Source organism: Nocardia sp. NBC_00403 (genome assembly GCF_036046055.1).
In the GTDB taxonomy this organism is placed as follows: Bacteria; Actinomycetota; Actinomycetes; order Mycobacteriales; family Mycobacteriaceae; genus Nocardia.
The window spans coordinates 3029479-3046498 of record NZ_CP107939.1 but is presented as its reverse complement, the minus strand read 5'-3'; the positions used below and the strand labels follow the sequence as shown (position 1 = coordinate 3046498).

14 protein-coding genes and 2 pseudogenes are annotated in these 17020 nt (G+C 61.1%); 11 read left to right on the top strand and 5 right to left on the bottom strand.

The features are described 5' to 3' along the window. Nucleotides 1–51 precede the first annotated feature (51 nt). Both OHQ90_RS13465 and OHQ90_RS13460 read right to left on the bottom strand, forming a co-directional pair. A complete protein-coding gene (locus OHQ90_RS13465) occupies nucleotides 52–360 on the bottom strand; it encodes a hypothetical protein (RefSeq protein WP_328410517.1) in 309 nt (102 codons plus the stop codon). Next, complete coding sequence (locus OHQ90_RS13460) at nucleotides 357–605, bottom strand: hypothetical protein (RefSeq protein ID WP_328410516.1); 249 nt, start codon at nucleotides 603–605, stop codon at nucleotides 357–359. The genes OHQ90_RS13465 and OHQ90_RS13460 overlap by 4 nt, the downstream gene beginning before the upstream one ends. 40 nt (nucleotides 606–645) lie before the next feature. Here OHQ90_RS13460 and ligD point away from each other — a divergent pair. Next, nucleotides 646–1014 (top strand): annotated as a pseudogene (ligD, locus tag OHQ90_RS13455) (non-homologous end-joining DNA ligase LigD); the annotation flags it as partial. Nucleotides 1015–1144: 130 nt separating this feature from the next. Here ligD and OHQ90_RS13450 read toward each other — a convergent pair. Both OHQ90_RS13450 and OHQ90_RS13445 read right to left on the bottom strand, forming a co-directional pair. After that, nucleotides 1145–1354: a DUF397 domain-containing protein gene (locus OHQ90_RS13450; RefSeq protein WP_328410514.1), complete on the bottom strand. Its 210-nt coding sequence runs from the start codon at nucleotides 1352–1354 to the stop codon at nucleotides 1145–1147. Beyond that, on the bottom strand, nucleotides 1351–2235 hold the full coding sequence (locus OHQ90_RS13445) for a helix-turn-helix domain-containing protein (protein ID WP_328410512.1): 885 nt from the start codon (nucleotides 2233–2235) through the stop codon (nucleotides 1351–1353). Before OHQ90_RS13445 ends, OHQ90_RS13450 begins: the two co-directional genes overlap by 4 nt. Before the next feature lie 1292 nt (nucleotides 2236–3527). Between OHQ90_RS13445 and OHQ90_RS13440 the strand changes: the two genes are divergently transcribed. From OHQ90_RS13440 to OHQ90_RS13420, 5 genes are all read left to right on the top strand, one after another. After that, nucleotides 3528–3842, top strand: coding sequence for a hypothetical protein (locus tag OHQ90_RS13440; RefSeq protein ID WP_328410510.1), 315 nt, complete (start codon nucleotides 3528–3530; stop codon nucleotides 3840–3842). A 223-nt stretch (nucleotides 3843–4065) separates the two neighbouring features. Then, the gene (locus tag OHQ90_RS13435; protein WP_328410509.1) at nucleotides 4066–4590 is read left to right on the top strand and encodes a hypothetical protein; all 525 of its coding nucleotides are present in this window, start codon (nucleotides 4066–4068) and stop codon (nucleotides 4588–4590) included. 72 nt (nucleotides 4591–4662) lie between these two features. After that, a complete protein-coding gene (locus tag OHQ90_RS13430; RefSeq protein ID WP_328410507.1) occupies nucleotides 4663–5853 on the top strand; it encodes a hypothetical protein in 1191 nt (396 codons plus the stop codon). Nucleotides 5854–8528: 2675 nt separating this feature from the next. Next, a complete protein-coding gene (locus OHQ90_RS13425; RefSeq protein WP_328410505.1) occupies nucleotides 8529–8774 on the top strand; it encodes a hypothetical protein in 246 nt (81 codons plus the stop codon). Between the two features lie 55 nt (nucleotides 8775–8829). Next, the gene (locus OHQ90_RS13420) at nucleotides 8830–9642 is read left to right on the top strand and encodes a hypothetical protein (protein WP_328410504.1); all 813 of its coding nucleotides are present in this window, start codon (nucleotides 8830–8832) and stop codon (nucleotides 9640–9642) included. A gap of 731 nt (nucleotides 9643–10373) precedes the next feature. On the opposite strand, the gene OHQ90_RS13415 is transcribed toward OHQ90_RS13420, so the two are convergent. After that, on the bottom strand, nucleotides 10374–12050 hold the full coding sequence (locus tag OHQ90_RS13415) for a recombinase family protein (RefSeq protein ID WP_328410502.1): 1677 nt from the start codon (nucleotides 12048–12050) through the stop codon (nucleotides 10374–10376). 32 nt (nucleotides 12051–12082) lie between these two features. On the opposite strand from OHQ90_RS13415, the pseudogene OHQ90_RS13410 reads away from it, so the two are divergent. From OHQ90_RS13410 to OHQ90_RS13390, 5 genes and pseudogenes are all read left to right on the top strand, one after another. Further along, nucleotides 12083–12700, top strand: a pseudogene (locus OHQ90_RS13410) (DNA polymerase domain-containing protein); the annotation flags it as partial. Between the two features lie 176 nt (nucleotides 12701–12876). After that, complete coding sequence (locus OHQ90_RS13405) at nucleotides 12877–13833, top strand: D-isomer specific 2-hydroxyacid dehydrogenase family protein (RefSeq protein WP_328410500.1); 957 nt, start codon at nucleotides 12877–12879, stop codon at nucleotides 13831–13833. A gap of 359 nt (nucleotides 13834–14192) precedes the next feature. Next, nucleotides 14193–15182, top strand: a complete 990-nt coding sequence (locus tag OHQ90_RS13400) for an alpha/beta hydrolase (protein WP_328410498.1) — start codon at nucleotides 14193–14195, stop codon at nucleotides 15180–15182. A 1-nt stretch (nucleotide 15183) separates the two neighbouring features. Then, a complete protein-coding gene (locus tag OHQ90_RS13395) occupies nucleotides 15184–16089 on the top strand; it encodes an SDR family NAD(P)-dependent oxidoreductase (protein WP_328410496.1) in 906 nt (301 codons plus the stop codon). Nucleotide 16090: 1 nt separating this feature from the next. Then, nucleotides 16091–17017, top strand: a complete 927-nt coding sequence (locus OHQ90_RS13390; RefSeq protein WP_328410494.1) for a ferritin-like domain-containing protein — start codon at nucleotides 16091–16093, stop codon at nucleotides 17015–17017. The last annotated feature ends 3 nt before the right edge of the window (nucleotides 17018–17020 follow it).

Sequence of the window (17020 nt, the reverse complement as noted above, 5' to 3'; positions counted from 1 at the left end):
TCGGGACTGCCGAGTCAGCGAGCCGAGTGTTCCGGCCTGCCCCTCGGCGGTTCAGAGGCTGAGTGTGGCGCGCAGGCGGGCATCCAGGGAGTCGGTTTCCGTGGGCGTCAGCTCGCCGAGGTGCTCGGCCAACCAGGGGCGGTAGATGCGGTGTAGCTCCAACGCATCGGCCCAGCCGTGTGCGGTCTCGGCGGCCAGGACGTGGCCGGGATCGTCGTCCATCAGCGGGACGGCGCTCAGCCAGCGGTTGGGCGAGGTCATCACCGCGGTATCGGATACCAGCACAACTCTGGTTTGCCGCGGAAAAGGCGTGCCGTCACGCAACGTCGGTGCGTAGCGCCAGATTTCGCCGCGCCTCATGCCGCGCCGCGCGGGCCGCGGTCATCGGACTCGGCCGCCCTGGTGTGGTCCAGCTCGGCGTAGGCGGCCGCCAGCTCGGCGTCGTCGTCGACCACCAGCTTCGCCAGGCTGTCGTGCACCAATGCGGTGCGCAGCGCGGAGTTGATCACCGACGACAGGCTGCGTTGCTGCCGGTCGGCCGCTTGTTCGGCCCATACGGCCACCTGCGGGTCCAACGTGACCGTCACGCGCTTCGCCTTGCTCATACCGAAATGCATACCAGTTCGGCGCCAGGGTGGATCAGCTATGGTCGGACTCGTGGCCAGCAAATCTGCGACGCCCGCCATCGAGCTGGATGTCGGCGACCGCACGATTCGTATCTCCAACCCGGACCGGGTCTACTTCCCGGAGTCCGGCGCGACCAAGCTCGATTTGGTGCAGTACTACCTGAGTGTCGGGGACGGCATCGTCAACGCGCTGCGCGACCGGCCGTGCATGCTGCACCGGTTCCCGGAGGGGCTCGCGGGTGCCAAGGTGCACCAGAAGCGGCTGCCCGCAGGCGCGCCGGACTGGATTCCGACCGTACGAGTCTTCTTCCCGCGTTATGGAAGACATGCCGACGAGCTGTGCGTGCGCGAGCTCGCCGATGTCATTTGGGCAGTGCAAATCTCAACCGATCTATTAATACACACTCTAGAAACCTAGCCTGAAATGCGGAAACCATGCCGCATTGGGGCAACAGTCCCCCGAAAATAGTTCGAGCCCGGTCCGAATGGACGGACCGGGCTCGGCAGGCTGAACGGCGCTATCGGGAGCTGTCGAACTCTCCGTCGTTCACGCCAGCGGTGAAGGCGTCCCACTCGCCGGGAGTGAAGACCAGCGCGGGGCCGGTCGGATTCTTAGAGTCGCGGACGCCGACGTGTCCGCCGTCAAGGTGCGCCACCTCGACGCAGTCCTTACCGCTAGTGCTACGGCTGCTCTTGAACCACCGAGCACCGGACAGGTCGATGTTCACGCGTTGTACTCCTTCGCTATTGCCTTGATCAGACTTTGTGTGTCGTTCTCACCCAACGCTACCCGTCGGATGTCAGCACACGCTGCCCGATACTGCTCCAGCTCAGTGGGCTTGTCTAGATACAGGTCGCCAGTGAAGCCCTCCACGTAGACAACGGGCGGCTCTGTCAACGCTGGGTTCGTGTGCTCCGGGAACTCGACGTAGACGAAATCTCTCGTCGTCAGACCCAAGTGATTCGGCGCATTGAACCGGGCGATCTGTATCGACACATTGGGCAGGCTCCCAACCTCCAACAGGTGATTCAGCTGGTCTGCCATCACTGCGGCACCACCGATGTGATGCCGTAGGACGGACTCACTCAGCAGAGCTGTCAGGGTGAAGTTCTCCGAATCGTAGATTCGGTCCTGGCGTTTGGCGGTCAGATCAATCTCTCGCTCCACATCGACGCGTCGCCCCTGCGACTTGGAGACTTCCCACATCGCCCTGCGATAGCTTGGCGTCTGTAGCAAACCCGGCAGCGTCGTCGACTGCCATGAAGTGATGCCGCTCGCCGACTGTTCGAGCCCGACGAACACTTCCACTTCCGGGACCATGGCATCGGTATACGACTGCCACCACCCATCCTTACGGCATTCCTGGGCCAACCAGATCAGCACACGCCGGTCGTCGTCGCTCGCGCTATACAAGTCGCACAGTGCGTTGATCACCATCTTCTTGACTTCGCTGCTGCGTCCAGATTCCAAGCGCCACAACGTTTGTGACCCCATCTCGCACTCCTCAGCAGCACGCGCCCTACTCAGTTTGCTCTGCTCGCGCAGCTCTCGTAGCCGTCGGCCCAGAACCCGGCGCGGCAGCGTGGTGTTGTTCGATTCAGTGGACACAGAGAGTCGCCTTTCGTTGCTGAGCCTTGAGGCCATACCAAGCTGATTGGAATAGTCAGCCTGCCTGGAGTATTCAGCCTGTCTGGAGTGAATTTAGATCGAGCGCAATACCTCTGGAGTACTCCTCACATACATCATTCAGTGTTTCACTGGATCTGCGTCCGGGAGGACAAACCGTCCCCCTTCCCCTTATCAAAGGACAGTTTTTTCAGGAGCACCGGGCGCACCCAACCGCAGTCGATGCACCGGAGGTCGGCCGATGCCGAACAACGAGCTTCCACAACGAGACCCGCTTGTCGGGCCGCCCCCCGCCTACACAATCACCTTCGAAGTGGGCGAAGCGCGCGCAGGCGAATCCGCCACTGAACTTTTCGGACAGTTCGTGGCCGCAGTTCGGGAGTGGGCAGGCCCGCCGCCTGCCTCCACAGAATCGTCCCGGTGGCGGGGTGACGAGCCCCCCGCCATCGGGCGCACCACACCGCCGTCAATGCACGCCGAGGTTTAACCCGATGGAACACATACCGTTTGGGGATACTCCGATGTCGCGCTGCATCTTCTATCGGCGGGTGTGCGATCTGCCCGCGACAGTCGACCCACCGAGCTTGGGCCGGATCATCATGAAAGCGACACACGTGTGGGCGGTGAGAATGCCTGTGCCGCTCGGGCAAGCGGTCAGACACGACATGAGCCGTCGAGGTGCGGCTGTCGGTCCGATACTGGCGCTTCCCAGGTCGGACCAGTGGCTGTACCTCATCCGCGCGGATGTCCCCGACGATGCCGCTGTGTTCGCTGACTTGTTTCGGAACAACGTGTCCGTTATCCGTGACGGTGGCACGATCGCGTTGCCGTCACCCACTGCCCGGTTAAGCGAAGTCCGCTATTGGGTAGAGCCACCACGAGACACGTTCCGGCCGTCCGGGCTTGCCGTGATCGTCTCGGTTCGTGCGTGTTTGGGACCGGGCAAGGTGCGGGAGGTGTCGTATGCCTGAATGTGGTTGCGGCCCGCAGATCAACCTGTCTCATTGCGGCGGAAGTGGTTTCAGTGCAGACGGCGCACTGATCAAGGTGATATGCCCCCAGCACTCGTGCCGGAAATGGGTGTCGCTGCTCGATGGCCGCATCGAGATGCACACCGGTGGCGATCCGCTGCAACGGTGCCGATGGACAGATGTCCGGGTGAAAGATGACCGTGAGGTGTTAGGGATCGCATGGCCGAATAGAGCCCACCGACCACCGGCACAGGCTCCCATCGAACCAGACGTGACCGCCGACCCGTCGAACGGCGAACCCCGATGACTGTCAAAGCGATCGGGCTGCTACTGCTCGATGTCAGCGGCCCGCACCTGTTGCGAGACGAACGAGTCATCACCGAGTTGGCCGACAAGCACGGATACACCCTGACACGGCTGGTCACCATCGCGCACGACACGTTCATGCCGACCACCCTCATCGTCGCCACAGCACACAATATGGGTGCCACCATGGTTATCGCGCCGAGCGTCGACCACATCAAACACGCCCGCGCCATCGCGATAGCGTGCGACCTCATCACCCCGACCCACCGCATCCCCTGCACATCCCCTGACCGACGAGGAGGCATGTCATGAGCACACCAGACGCCGAATACCAAGCCGCCCTTGCTGGGTTCCGGCGCGCCTCGGATGCGTTTCATGACGGGGGCCTTCCCCCGACCGGGCCACTCGCGGATGCATACAACACGGCTGCCGCCCGCCTTCAAAAGGCGGCGTCTCACCGCTGCGACACCGACGAGCCGACTAGATTCGATGCGCCATGACATCAGGCAGCCAGCACGAGGGGAAGGCCCGGCCAGTGGACGACGAACAGATGGCGATGGACCTCGGCGTACCGGTCGAGCAGACCGCATGGGGGAAATGGATAGACCCCGAGCGGCGCAAAGCACAAGCCCAGAAGTTCATGGACCATGCAGGTATAAGCCGCTTCCCTTCGGAGCCGTGGCCCGAAGGCTCGGCGGAGGTTAAACGCCTCGACCCTATTGTCGCGGAACTGTTCCCGGATATGCCGACCGCGATGGCACCCGAGAATGCCGATATGGCCGATGCCTTTATATGTTTCATCGGCGAATGCTTCATTATGTTCGCGGGCGCTGAATGGATCGAATACAAATGGTTCGGCCGCGAGAAGTCGTTTTATGATCACATAAATCCAGCCCTACGGTTCGACACGCTAGACGAAGACGAACGAACCGTATGGGGATTGATGCGAGGTGTGATCGAATTTCATCCCGGAGATCATGACGGGATGTTCTCGAAAGCAGCCGCAATCTTTCGTGAGTATGCGAGCTATCACCAAGAGAAGCTCGACGAAGAAGCTTGACCTTCTCCGCGACGGCTCACCACACGATGCTGTTGATCAACAGATTTCGCACACTGGGGGGTGTGGCCAGCGATGGACGACTACGACAACGACCGCAAGGGTTACAAGCCCCACGTGCGCGGAAGCATATTCGAGCACGGAGCAAGCAACTTCTTTCGCGACCGCGAGAACGGCTATAGTCACGGTTCTCGAATATACGAGACGTCGGAAGGTCGAATCAAATTCGACCATGTGAAAGAAGTAGACGACCACCTCTTCTCCATTGAGGATAAATCCGGACGAATCGATGGCGATAAAGATATAACGCAGCTTATGGCACTGCGGGAACTTCTTCAGAGCAATGAAAAGCATAAGCATCTGCTGCGTTCCGTAGAAGGCGAGTCGATTTCAAAAGAGTGCCAGGAACTCATCAATGGTCTGAAGCGAGACTTTCCCGATAGATTCACACACCTAGAAATCTCTCGAGCTGACGCCCGTACAATTTGGGCCTTGGGTCGGGATTTGGTGCGGGGTAAACAGCTCGAATTAGAAGAGCGTGGTAAGCAGCTTGAATTGCCAGGTGTCGGGGAAAAGGCCCGGGAGGAGAAGGCGCAGGAGCTACAAAAGCGGCGGGAGACGATCGCTCAGCTGGCAAGGGCACGCGAGCGGGCCGAGAAGTTCCGCGCGATGGAAGTGTTCCGCCAAGCCGCTGCACGTGGCCGGGCCGAAGCACCACAGCAGGTACAGGCCGAGCGTGCTCGTCAGGCAGCCGAACCTGTCGTGCTGGCTAAGCCAGCACGCGAAGCATCGGAAGCGGCGAAAGGTGCCGAACGCGCGCGGGTTGAGCGGGAAGCCGCCGAACGAGCGGCGCGAGAGTTCCCTGTACCCAGTTGGCTCCTGGGGAGGGCCGTCGACACTGGGGAACCTGATAAGGCTCGGGCTGGCCGTGACGCGGCCGAGAAGGCTCGCGAGGCACGAGAAGCGGAGGGCCCAGCTCCGGAGCAAGCCGACAAGGCGCGGGAAGCCGAAGCAGTGGCGCGGGTCCAACAACACCGGGAATTCTTTGCGGCGCAACGCGAACGTGCCGAGCGAGCAGGCATCTTGGATTCGGTACGCGTTGTGCAACTCCAGTGGGATCAGCCGGGGGAACAGCGTCAGCCGGAATCTGTGGACGCGGCAGCGGCCGACGAGCACCGCAACCGCGAGGAAGCCCGAGCGCGTGAGCGTGTCCATGAGCGTGATCGAGCGAAGTCGCTGGGGATAGAGGCGCAAGGCCGCCAATGACGAACGTGGCTGTGTCTCGGAGATGGGCGACAACCGCTACACCCGGGGGGTGGGAGTCTAAGCGTTGCGTAGCCCACCAAAGCGCCGGTACCGGGAGAATATGCAGGAAGTTTATGCGCCTTCGTGGAAGTGAACGAATGGGCCGTGACCAGCTCAAACACATCTAAGCCCTAGCTTACGAATAGCTAAGCCATGGGTAAGGGGCCTAAGCAGCACTTGACACGTTAGTAACAGCTGATATTGTCAAATTGCGTCCACCGGACACAGATGATATGGCGTCAAACTTGACAATGACCTAAGGGGACGAAGGCGATGCAGGTTAGCGAATGGAAACTTTCGGTGCCGGTATCCCACCGGCACCGAAAGGTCTACTAAACATGGGCGGAAATGCGTAGGCCAAAGGTTTCTATCAGGTACGACCACGACAAACGATCGGCGTACTACAAGCTCACACGCGAGGGCACATCAGCCTATCTGCTGATGGAACTTGAAGAACTAACCGAACTCCGAAACCAAATTAATGCTGCCTTGGAGGCAATCGCCAATGACAGACCGAACTGATAAAACCCCCGCCATCATTCGATGGGATCAGTCTTACAACCGCAACGGTAACCGTGAGCTGCCCCGAGACGTGGTTAATGTTATCCGGATTTACATGGACAACCACAATTTGCAGGGGTGGGTTAAGCAAGAGACGCTAGCTAAGGCAACGGGGCTTAGCCTTCGGACGGTTAAGCGTCAGATAGCCCAGAACATCGCAGCGGGGTGGCTGAAGATTGCGGAGCGCGGTAACTCGTCCGGTTGGTCGAACTCGTACGAGCTGACGTATCCGGAGATGGTGTCAGATATGACACCTAACGGTGACACGGATGGCACACCTACTACTCTTAGAACTTCTCCCAAGAGAAGTTCTTTAACTACTGATACTTTAACTACTAATAAGAGTGGTGACATCCGTGTCACCACATCCGGAGACGGGTTGAACAACCCGGAGCCGGGTATTGAACCCGTCTGCGCAGACACCGACCCATGGTCGGAGCATCCTTCCGTTGATGCAACCACTACTGAGTTCAATGGTGTCATAAATGACCCCCTTATTTTGCCGGACCCTGCCAGTGCGGTTCTCGCAGTGGACTACTCGGCACCTAAGCCGCTGCGGCGGGACGAAGACCCCTGGGCAGAGATTTCCGCTAGGCGAACAGGTCTAGATCCATTCTCAGAGAATCCATCGTTTCTCTGGGGCTAAAAGCCTCGACCCACACCCGAGTGCCTAAAACCGATTCTGAGCCGCCTACGGGCAACCTAGGCGGCTTTTTGATGCCTGGAGGAATGACTATGACTGTGAAGCCATACAAGACGAAGTGTGATCAGTGGAGACGAGAGAACCCCGAGGACGTGAAGCGCTGGGATACAGCGCACGGGCATGTGATCCAGTTCGGAGGGTTCCGCGTGTACTGCGGTCGGTGCCGTGACTGCGGTACCCCTGTGACCACCCGCAGGAACATCCAGGCATACAACTGGGGGATGACTCAGCTAGGCCGTTGGCCTGCGCTGTGTGAAGGGTGCAGAAATCGGAACCAGTGTGAGCGTATGGAGAGGCACAACGAGGGGGCCCGCTACCGGATGGCTGAATTGCGGCGCACACGCCGACAGTTCCGTGATGAGCAGTTCAAGCGTCTTGGGCTTCCGCCAGTTCGGCAAGGTATCCGCCTAGGGGAATAGGGGGTAACGATACGTTCACCCCTTCTGGCCTCCACTTGTGTTCCACGCTTAATACGCTACTTATGTAAGGGGTTCGCCCCTACGGCATCGGTATTCGGATCACCGGTCGTTTGGTTCTCTTAGGTACGGCCCCCGGGGCTTCTGTTCTGGGGGCATTCTCTTTTGTCTTAGATAGATAACGTCATCAATGGAGGTTCCATGAAGCTTGCCTGTTCCCGAGGGCATCCGATCCGAGGGACGCAAGACAGATACAAGTCGGGGCACTGCAAAGAATGCCAGAAAGAGCGTAGCCGCGACTACCGGCATAGGGCTTCACAAGCCCTCAGGGAAAAACAAGCCTGTAGAGGCTCCAGCTAGCTATTCATACCCGAACATACCGAGACCTATTTTAGGCCCGCAGCGTGGACGCTGGGGGTCATTTTTATGCCGAGGAGAAGAAGCAATGACCGAAGACGAATATGGCACAGCGATTATGCGAGCGCTAGAGTCCGCCATAACCTCCGAGCAACACGAGCAGCTGGCCCGACTGATCGAATCTGCCCATAAGGTCAACCATGGCTGAGTCGTTCTACCACTACCACCGAGCCAGCACTGCGGACGACCGGGAGACTGCGTATCGGATTTGGCGAGAGAACAGCTACGAGCCGTACCGGCTAGCGGTACTTGAGAAAGCTAAGCCGGAATCTAAGCAGTACCAAGCGGCTATGCGGTCCGAGGACGAGATTCGGGCTACCTGGTTCAAGCGATACCGCAAGCCGGTTGACCTTTGGTCGGATTAGAGCAATGGGTAAGCAGAAACACGATGTTGGCCGTAAGAAGCGAACCAACCTCCTGGGTAAACCGGTGCCATCGAACCGGTCGGCTAAAGCTGCATGGCGTGAACTTAGCCCGAAACTTGGGTATGGGAATTTCCACACCGGAGCAGCTGCGAAATAAAAGAAAGAGAGAAGGTAATGAACTCTAGCGAGCTTAAGAACATGCTCATGGGCATGTTGAATGTTGTTGAGACGGATGCAGACGACAACCAGGCTACGGCTGTGTCCCGTAGGGACTTGAAGGCGGCAATGATGGCCGCTCTCCAAGGCAACGCCGAGGAACGGAAATCGGATGAATACACCCCCGGTGCAGGTAATGCGCTCACTGCTCGCCTGGCTGGACCCGGTTCTCTGAATCATGATTTCAGCGAATACAACAGCTAAGCCTTAACCCACGGCCGGCATAGCTCGGCCATTCTTATACCTAAGGAGATGACTAATGGACTACTCTAACGACGCACTTACTATCCACACCGCTGAGGCGCGGACTGTTGCCGCTAACGGTGGCACCTTGCCTAATCGCTGGCTGGAGATTGACCAGAATTACGAGAACTACACTTACCGGCAATCCAACTTCCTGCATGATCTCTCGCAGGCGGTCATCAACGGTGAGCCTGAAGACCGGTTGAATGAGCTTCACGCTCGCACGCTTGCCGATGCTGTCGGCTCGACCGTCTCCCACTCGGGTACTGCTGAGGCTCTGATCAATGAACAGGTACGCCGCAAGGTCGCTGCGGCTCTGATTGTGGAGTACGCCAAGGTTGCAGGGGAGAACTTGAAAGCTGTTGCCGCACAGTTCAATCTTAAGTCTCAGCAACTCCGGGCGCTGGCTGAACAGGTCGATGTGGAGGCTACAGCCGAGTCTCTGATCAGTGCCCCCGATGAGGCTCGGATGGCATGGCTTAAGGCTGCCGAGGTCGCAGCCGAGTTGGACAAGACCCTGGTTGGTCTTGCTGCTGCCGCCAACCTGGCAGGTGCGCGTATCAGCGGTAAAGATGCGCTGATTGGTTTGGTGTGCCCTACCGATGGAGTGGGTAAGGCACGTCGTGCTGTGTGGGCTGCGTGGGACACGGACGGGCGTACCGGCCGATATGGTGCATTGCTTGCTGCGGGTATCGAGGTAAAGGCTATCGACTCGGTGCAGAAGTACCGCACGTATGGACGGCCTCAGATGGTTAACAAGGTAGAGCATGACGGTTGGGGTATCCGTCAGACATGGGTCGATGCTGAAGACGGTAGCCCTGTCGAATAGGTGCGTGTAGCGAGATACTGAATATCTCGCGCCTGTAAGCCTCTAGAATTCTAGGGGTAGACCAAGGATTGCTATTGATCATAAAAAGCCCGCAGCGTTGAAGCTAGCGGGCTCTATTCATATCTAGGATGAGTGAGGGCAATGGGGTACCCAGGGGGATGCTCCCCCTCACCCCTTGTCGGCCTGCCTCAGGGCAAGAAGGCTGATCCCCCTCCGTCGATTTCTCGAAAAAACCCGCAACATGCGGAAACAAACCGGCAAAGGGTGTTCTACAGAGAGCCCCCAATCGCCGTGACGAATTCGTAACCTAAAGGAGGTGACTAAATGAGTGATCGCCTAAAACGTCTACGGACTCTCCGCGATAATCTAACCCGGCGCATGGATTCTGCGCCGGACTACGCCGCTTCCGGCGTAGCGAAGGTGCTTGTGGAGGTTCTAGACCAGATTGACGAACTAGAAGCGCCGGACCGGCCTAAGCCGGATACGCCGCTCGATGAGTTCACGGCACGGATGCGGGCTAAGGCCCAGGTTCCCCGGACATGAAAATGCCCCCTCCGATAAGGGGGGCATTTCTTGGTTCAGTTCATCTGAATTTCGTCCACCCCCATTCAGGCCAGCGCCAGCTACGCGGACCCGCAAGAGGCCGACTTGCCGTCCCCCCCCATATGAACCGGTGCGGACGAACCTATGGGGGTATATCTTCGGCAATCAGATGCATCTCGTTGAGAATGTTATTGTTTTTTATTCCTAGCTTTGTGTCGGTTTTCCCAAGCGAACGCGTCCCATTCGGGGTGCGGGTTTTGCGCTAGTTCTTCTTCCTCTGGCGTTAGCGGCTGGCCGTACTTCTCCGCTGTCCGAGCGTCGTACTCGGCTCGCAACTGTTCCATTGGTAAATCTGACGGTTTCCCATCGTTCTGTACTCGGTGCCGAATATCCAGAGGTAGGTAATGTCCGACAGTGAAGGGGTTGGCGGCCTGTACTTTGAACCCTGCATCAATCATCAACGCCCTACGTTCTTCAATCGACATGCGTTCCCATGCCTGGGCGTAGGTTTCGCCTAGTCCACGGTATTCGAACCGTGCAGGCTCGGCTGGGAGCGTCTCCAACTGCCGTTTTCGTTCCACCAACCGCTGTACCCGCTCCAGGTATTCATCTGGAGAACCTTCGTACAGTCCTAACTCGTTCTCGCGCCGAACCGTAGCGAGAGCTACCCGGACACGTTCTAGGGCCTCTGTGTGGTCGCTGGCGGGTATAAACACCTTGTCTTCGCGCTCGAGGTCTCCCACTTCTTCCATGAAGGCTGTCTCGGCGTGCTCGTACAGCTTGTCTGCCCGGACGTTCTTGTATCCGCATTCGGAGTCTTTGCCCTGGGCATTGGGGCACCGGTAGTACGTGACGTTCCGTGTCCGATAGACCTGTCGATACAGCGGTCCGTCACACAAGGCGCAGAACGCCACCCCGGACAGCAGGTTGGTGGACTGATCCCTAGGTGATTGGCGGATGCTGCGAGACTCCAGCGCAGCTTGTACCCGGTCGAACTCCTCACGGGTAAGGATCGGCTCCGCACGCTGGATCGGCACCCCGTCGTCATCTGTGATCGGCTTGCCTTTGTGGACCCCGTAGCCGAGCAAAGCCGGAGAGCTGAGGATGCGCCGGACTACGGTTGAATCCCACTTGCCCGAGTGGTCCGCACCTTCACGGGTGCGGTTACCGAACTTAGTTGGGATTTCAGCCGAGTTGAGTTCTGTAGCAATCGAATTAGGAGAATTGCGGGCTAGCAGTGGTGCAACCATCCGTGTGCGGATCACCTCAGCCTGAGAAGGGTCCATAACCGCGTACCAACCTGCGGTCTCTGCGGTTACATCACCCCAGATCTCATCAGCTTCGGCTAGCTTCACACGCTGGTAGCCGTAAGGCACAACCCCGGAATGCAGACGGCCTAGCTGCCTGGTCTTAGCTTGCGATCCCCGATTGCGTTCGGTCGCTGCCTCCAGCTCGCCTTCAGCGACGATCGCGAGCACCGTAGCCACCAAGCGACCGGCCCAAGTGCTTAGGTCGATCGCTTCGGAGGTGGAGGCTAAGGACTTACCTCGGTCGCGGAGAAACTCGATCAGCGTGGACAAGGGGATGAGTCGGCGCGAGATGCGGTCTAACCGGTAGCCCACCAACACATCCCACTCGATCAGCCGTTCTGGCTTGAGCCATGCACCCAGCTCCGGGGTTTTGAACGGGTCGGTGCCACCTGATATGCCAAGGTCCACAGCCCAACCAACCACCGTTGCGCCGTGCATCTTGGCCCATGCTTCGATGGCCTCACGCTGGCGTTCGGCGGATGTACCTGCGTCGTCTGCTTCCCGGCTCAGCCGGATGCGGCCAAGTACCCGCTTACCTACATGCTCGTTGCTCACACGGATATGGTGTCAGATGTTGTATAAGTCCGGCAACAGAGATGTCGACGGTCGAGTTCCATCCGTGGAATTCGCGGCGCGCCGACACCGAGCTCCCGGACGAATGGCGGATCGATCTCGATCCGATGCCGGATTGTCCGTGGTCGCGGGTCCAGCGCGTGGCGGGTGTCGTGCACGAGGTGCTCGACGAGCTCGGCGCGGTCGGCTGGCCGAAGACTTCCGGGGGCAAGGGTCTGCACGTATATGTCCGCATCGCACCCGAATTCGGTTTCAAGCAGGTGCGCCGGGCCGCGCTGGCGTTCGCGAAAGAGGTCGAGCGGCGGGCGCCCGACGACGTGACAACCACGTGGTGGCGCAAAGACCGCGATCCGAAACTGCTGTTCGTCGACTACAACCAGAATGCCCGCGACCACACCATCGCGGCCGCCTATTCGGTGCGCGGTGTGCCGGAGGCCACCGTGTCCACACCGATCAGCTGGGACGAAATCCCCGATGTCGATCCGCACGACTTCACCATGAAATCGGTGCCCGCCCGCTACGCCGAACTCGGCGACCTACATGCGGGCATCGACGATGCGATATTCCGCATCGAGCCGCTGCTGGAGTGGGCGGAACGCGACGGCGTCGACGTCGACTTGGACGAACAGTAGCGGACCGATCCGACCCGGGACGACCCCAGCGCCGGGACCATCACGATCACGCGGATTCTGTCGCTGAGGTCCGACGGCCTCGGGTGCTACCTTCGCTTCTGGACACCCGCGAATAGTCCGCGGGCCGCCACCCTCACCGCGAACGCACCGTCGTACCTACTGCAGGAGGTCTCGAGATGAGCCGACCCGAGTTCCCGGTGCCAGTCGCGATCGGCCCGGCCGCCCCCGCCCCGACACTGCTGCAGAAGGCAGTCGTCGAAGGCGGGGCCACCCTGACCGAACTGGCGCAGGCCCGAGGATTGATCTGGGTCGGCGGCCCCGGCGAATTCCCCGACGAACTGCCCGAGCGCATCGAATGGGTGCAGCTGCCCGCAGCCGGTATCGAGGACTGGTTCACCGCTGGCATCTTCGCCAGGCACCCGGATATTCGATTCACCTCCGCCGCAGGCGCTTTCGCCGCCAGCGTGGCCGAGCACGCGCTGATGCTGCTGCTGGCCGGCGTGCGCTACCTGCCCGAGCACCTGCATGCGGCGAGCTGGCGGCAGCAGGACTTCTTCCCACACGTCGGCACCTTGCGCGGCAAGACCGTCACCATTATCGGCGCAGGCGGTATCGGCCGCGCCCTGATTCCCATGCTGGTGCCGCTCGGCGCGCACATCATCGCCGTCAACCGTTCCGGCCGCCCGGTGACCGGCCCCGGGATCCCCGACACCATCGAGACTATCGCCGCCGACCAACTCGGGAAGGTATGGTCGCGCACCGACCATGTCGTGATCGCCGCTCCGGCGACACCTGCCACCGAGCGACTGGTCGGTGCGGAGGAACTGGCTCGGCTGAAGCCGTCGTCCTGGGTCATCAACGTGGCCCGCGGCAGCCTGATCGACACCGACGCGCTGGTCGCGGCGCTGGCATCGGGCGCGATCGCGGGCGCGGGCCTCGATGTCACCGACCCGGAACCGCTGCCCGACGGCCATCCGCTTTGGGTCCTGCCGAATGCCATTGTCACCCCGCATGATTCGAACCCGCCGCAACTGCGCTTGGCGGCCTTCGCCGACCATGTCGCCGCGAATGTCGCACGGTTCGTCGAGGGCAGAGATCTGCTCGCCCCGATCGATACCGAGCGCGGATACTGAGGCCTACCCGACGGATCGCCCATCACCTGGGGATACGTGGTCCGGCCTGGACGACGAGTGACGGCGACGACCAGGCCTGTTATTCGAGAAGCCGGCGGCTGAACTCTTTTCGGCGGCCACCCGCCGGCCTGCGGCGGGTCGGCCGTGCTCGCGGCCTGTGACCGGTTCGGAAGGCGGCGCACAGGCGGGTGCTGTCGAGCGCCGTCGACATTGCGGCGGCGAGCCGACTCGACACGTTGATGCCCTGAAGCCGCGCCCAGCCGATGCCGGGCAGCCTCACAGTTGTGCCCAACCACCACAATCAGCCTTTTTTGAATGTACCATTGACAACTGGCACATTCATAGATGACTCTCAATGCATGACAAGGTCAATGAGGACCTCGGTCCCCGGCGTTCCCTCGGCGCCGTCCGCGCGGTCCCGGCTCGCTGCCACGGCAGCGGAGATCGGGATGCGGCCACTGAACAATGTGGTGCCGATGAACGCCCCCGGCATCTGGTTCGCCCGGAAGCTGATCGCGACCGTCATGGCCGCGGCGGGGCCACCGCTGCGCGGCACCGCCGTCACCCAGGTCCGATCCGGTGCGGTCCGCGGCGAATGGGTGCGAGCGCCCGGCGTCGATTTCGGCAAGCGTGCCATCTACTACATTCACGGCAGCGGATACGTGCTGTGCTCGGCCCGCACCCATCGCGGACTTGCCTCGCAGCTGTCGAAGAAGACCGGGCTGCCGGTCTTCCTCACCGACTACCGGCTTGCGCCGGAGCATCGGTTTCCTGCCGCCGCCGACGATGTCGAGGCAGGATATCGGTGGCTGCTCGACCGCGGCATCGCCCCGCGAGATCTGGTGATCGCGTGCGATTCGGCGGGCGGGCATCTGGCACTCGATCTGCTGATCGAAAACGGCCGCCGGGCAAGGCCACAGCCCGCTGCGGTCGCCATGTTCTCGCCACTGATCGATCTCACCCTCGGGCTGGCCGCCGAACAGGAACGGCGCCAACGGGATCCGATCATCTCGGCACGTGCGGCGAGCAGGCTGCCCCACGCCTACACCCGAGGCCTGCCCGCCGACGCACCCCGGCTGCGGTTGCGGGTGCCACCCGGCACGGCGCTGCCACCGATGTTGGTGCAGGCCGGCGGCACCGAAATGCTCAGTGCCGACGCGCGACACCTGCACGACATGGTGCGCGCCGCGGGCGGCAGCTGCGAACTCGAGATCTGGCCGGGCCAGGTGCACGTGTTCCAGGCTCTGCCGCTGCTCGCTCCCGAGGCCGACCGTGCACTGGACCGGGTCGCCGACTTCCTGCGCGCCGCAATGGTTTTCCCCACCACCGTCTCGGAAAAGGTGAGCTGACATGTTCGGACTGGAGAGACTCATTCCCCTGGGTATCCGCTCGCGCCGCACCCACGGGGCCCAAGCCGTGGTGACGGGCGCCGGCAGCGGCATCGGCCGCGCCTTCGCGCTCGAAATCGCCGACCGCGGTGGGCAAGTGATCTGTGCCGACATCGATGAGGCACGTGCGGAGGAGACCGTCGCCCTCATCGAACGCAAACACCCTGGTGTGGCGCATGCGTTCCGATGCGATGTCGCCAGCAGGGAAGACGTGGAGATCCTTGCGCGCTTCGCCGAATCGCTCTTCGAGCGCCCTGTCACGCTGGTGATCAACAATGCCGGCGTCGGCATCGGCGGAAAGCACGTCGGAGATATCGGATTCGACGACTGGGAATGGGCGCTCGGCATCAACCTGTGGGGCGTCGTGCACGGCTGCGAGATCTTCGCGCCGCAACTGCGCGCGGCCGGACGCGGCGGCATCATCAACGTGGCCTCGGCGGCCGGGTTCGCTGCCGCCCCCTCGATGGCCGTCTACAACACGTCCAAGGCCGCGGTGATGTCACTGTCGGAGACGATGGCCGCCGAAATGAGCGGCACCGGCGTTGCGGTCACCGTACTGTGCCCGACCTTCGTCAAGACCAATGTCGCTCGCGACGGTCGCATTACGCAGGAGGCGACCCGACTGGCCGACACCCTCATGCGTTGGACCGGCTTCTCCCCCGAGCAGGTCGCGCGCACCACCCTCGACGCGCACGACCGCGGCCAGCTGTATGTGCTTCCGCAGCTGGACGCACACCTCGTGTGGCGGCTCAAGCGCTACTTCCCCGCCCAATACACCTATGCCCTCGGCCTCCTGGATCGACTACTGCCACAGGAGAACTCGACCACCACCGACCGTGTCACGGTCACCGACAAGACAGGAGTCTGACATGGCGACCGCTATGGACTTCGACGACATGCTCCGCAAGATCAAGGATCGGCAGTGGGCGCTGGCCGATATCGACTGGGACGCCCCCGGCGCGGAGACGATCTCGCCCGAACTGCACGCCAAGCTCCAGCCTTTCATGGCCGACCTGATGTGGATCGAGAATGTCGGCGCGCGCGGCTTCGCGGCAATGGCGAAGAAGGCGCCCACCGAGACGCTGCGCGAGATCTACCGCTACTTCCACGCCGAGGAGCAGAAGCACGCCAATGCCGAGCTCGCGCTGATGCGGCGCTGGGGCATGCTCGACGGTGACAAGATCCCGCAGCCGAATGTGAACGTCAAGCTGGTCATCGACTTCCTCGACAAGTACTCCGACGACATGTCGTTGTCGTTCCTCGGCACCGTGATCCCGATGCTCGAGGTGACTCTGGACGGCGCGCTGGTCAAGTTCATCATGGACGAGATCGAGGACCCGATCTGCCAGGAGGTGTTCAAGAAGATCAATGCCGACGAATCACGGCATCTCGCCGTGGATTTCGCGGTGATGGATCTGCTCGGCCACGCCACGCTGCGTAAACTGCTCGTCGATCTGGTCGGTGGCTGGGCCAAGCCTTCGCTGCTCATCGGAGTATTGAGCTACGTGCCGCTGCTGAACAAGATGCGCGACAACATCGTGGAGATGGGTGTCGACGAGGAGAAGCTGTACGCCGCACTCAAGCGTTACGCGAATGTCGGTGAGCGTAGCGAATTCGCACGACGGCTGCCGATGTACCAGCTGGTCAAGATGCATGGCGGTTGGGTGATCAACCGCGATCATCCCTACCATCTGGTGGCCGACGCGCTGGTCAAGATCACTGCCCGGGTCCCCGAGCGGCTGCTGCGGCCGCAGCCGACCTGGTCGAAGGAACTCACCTACGAGCCTGCGGCGTGAGCA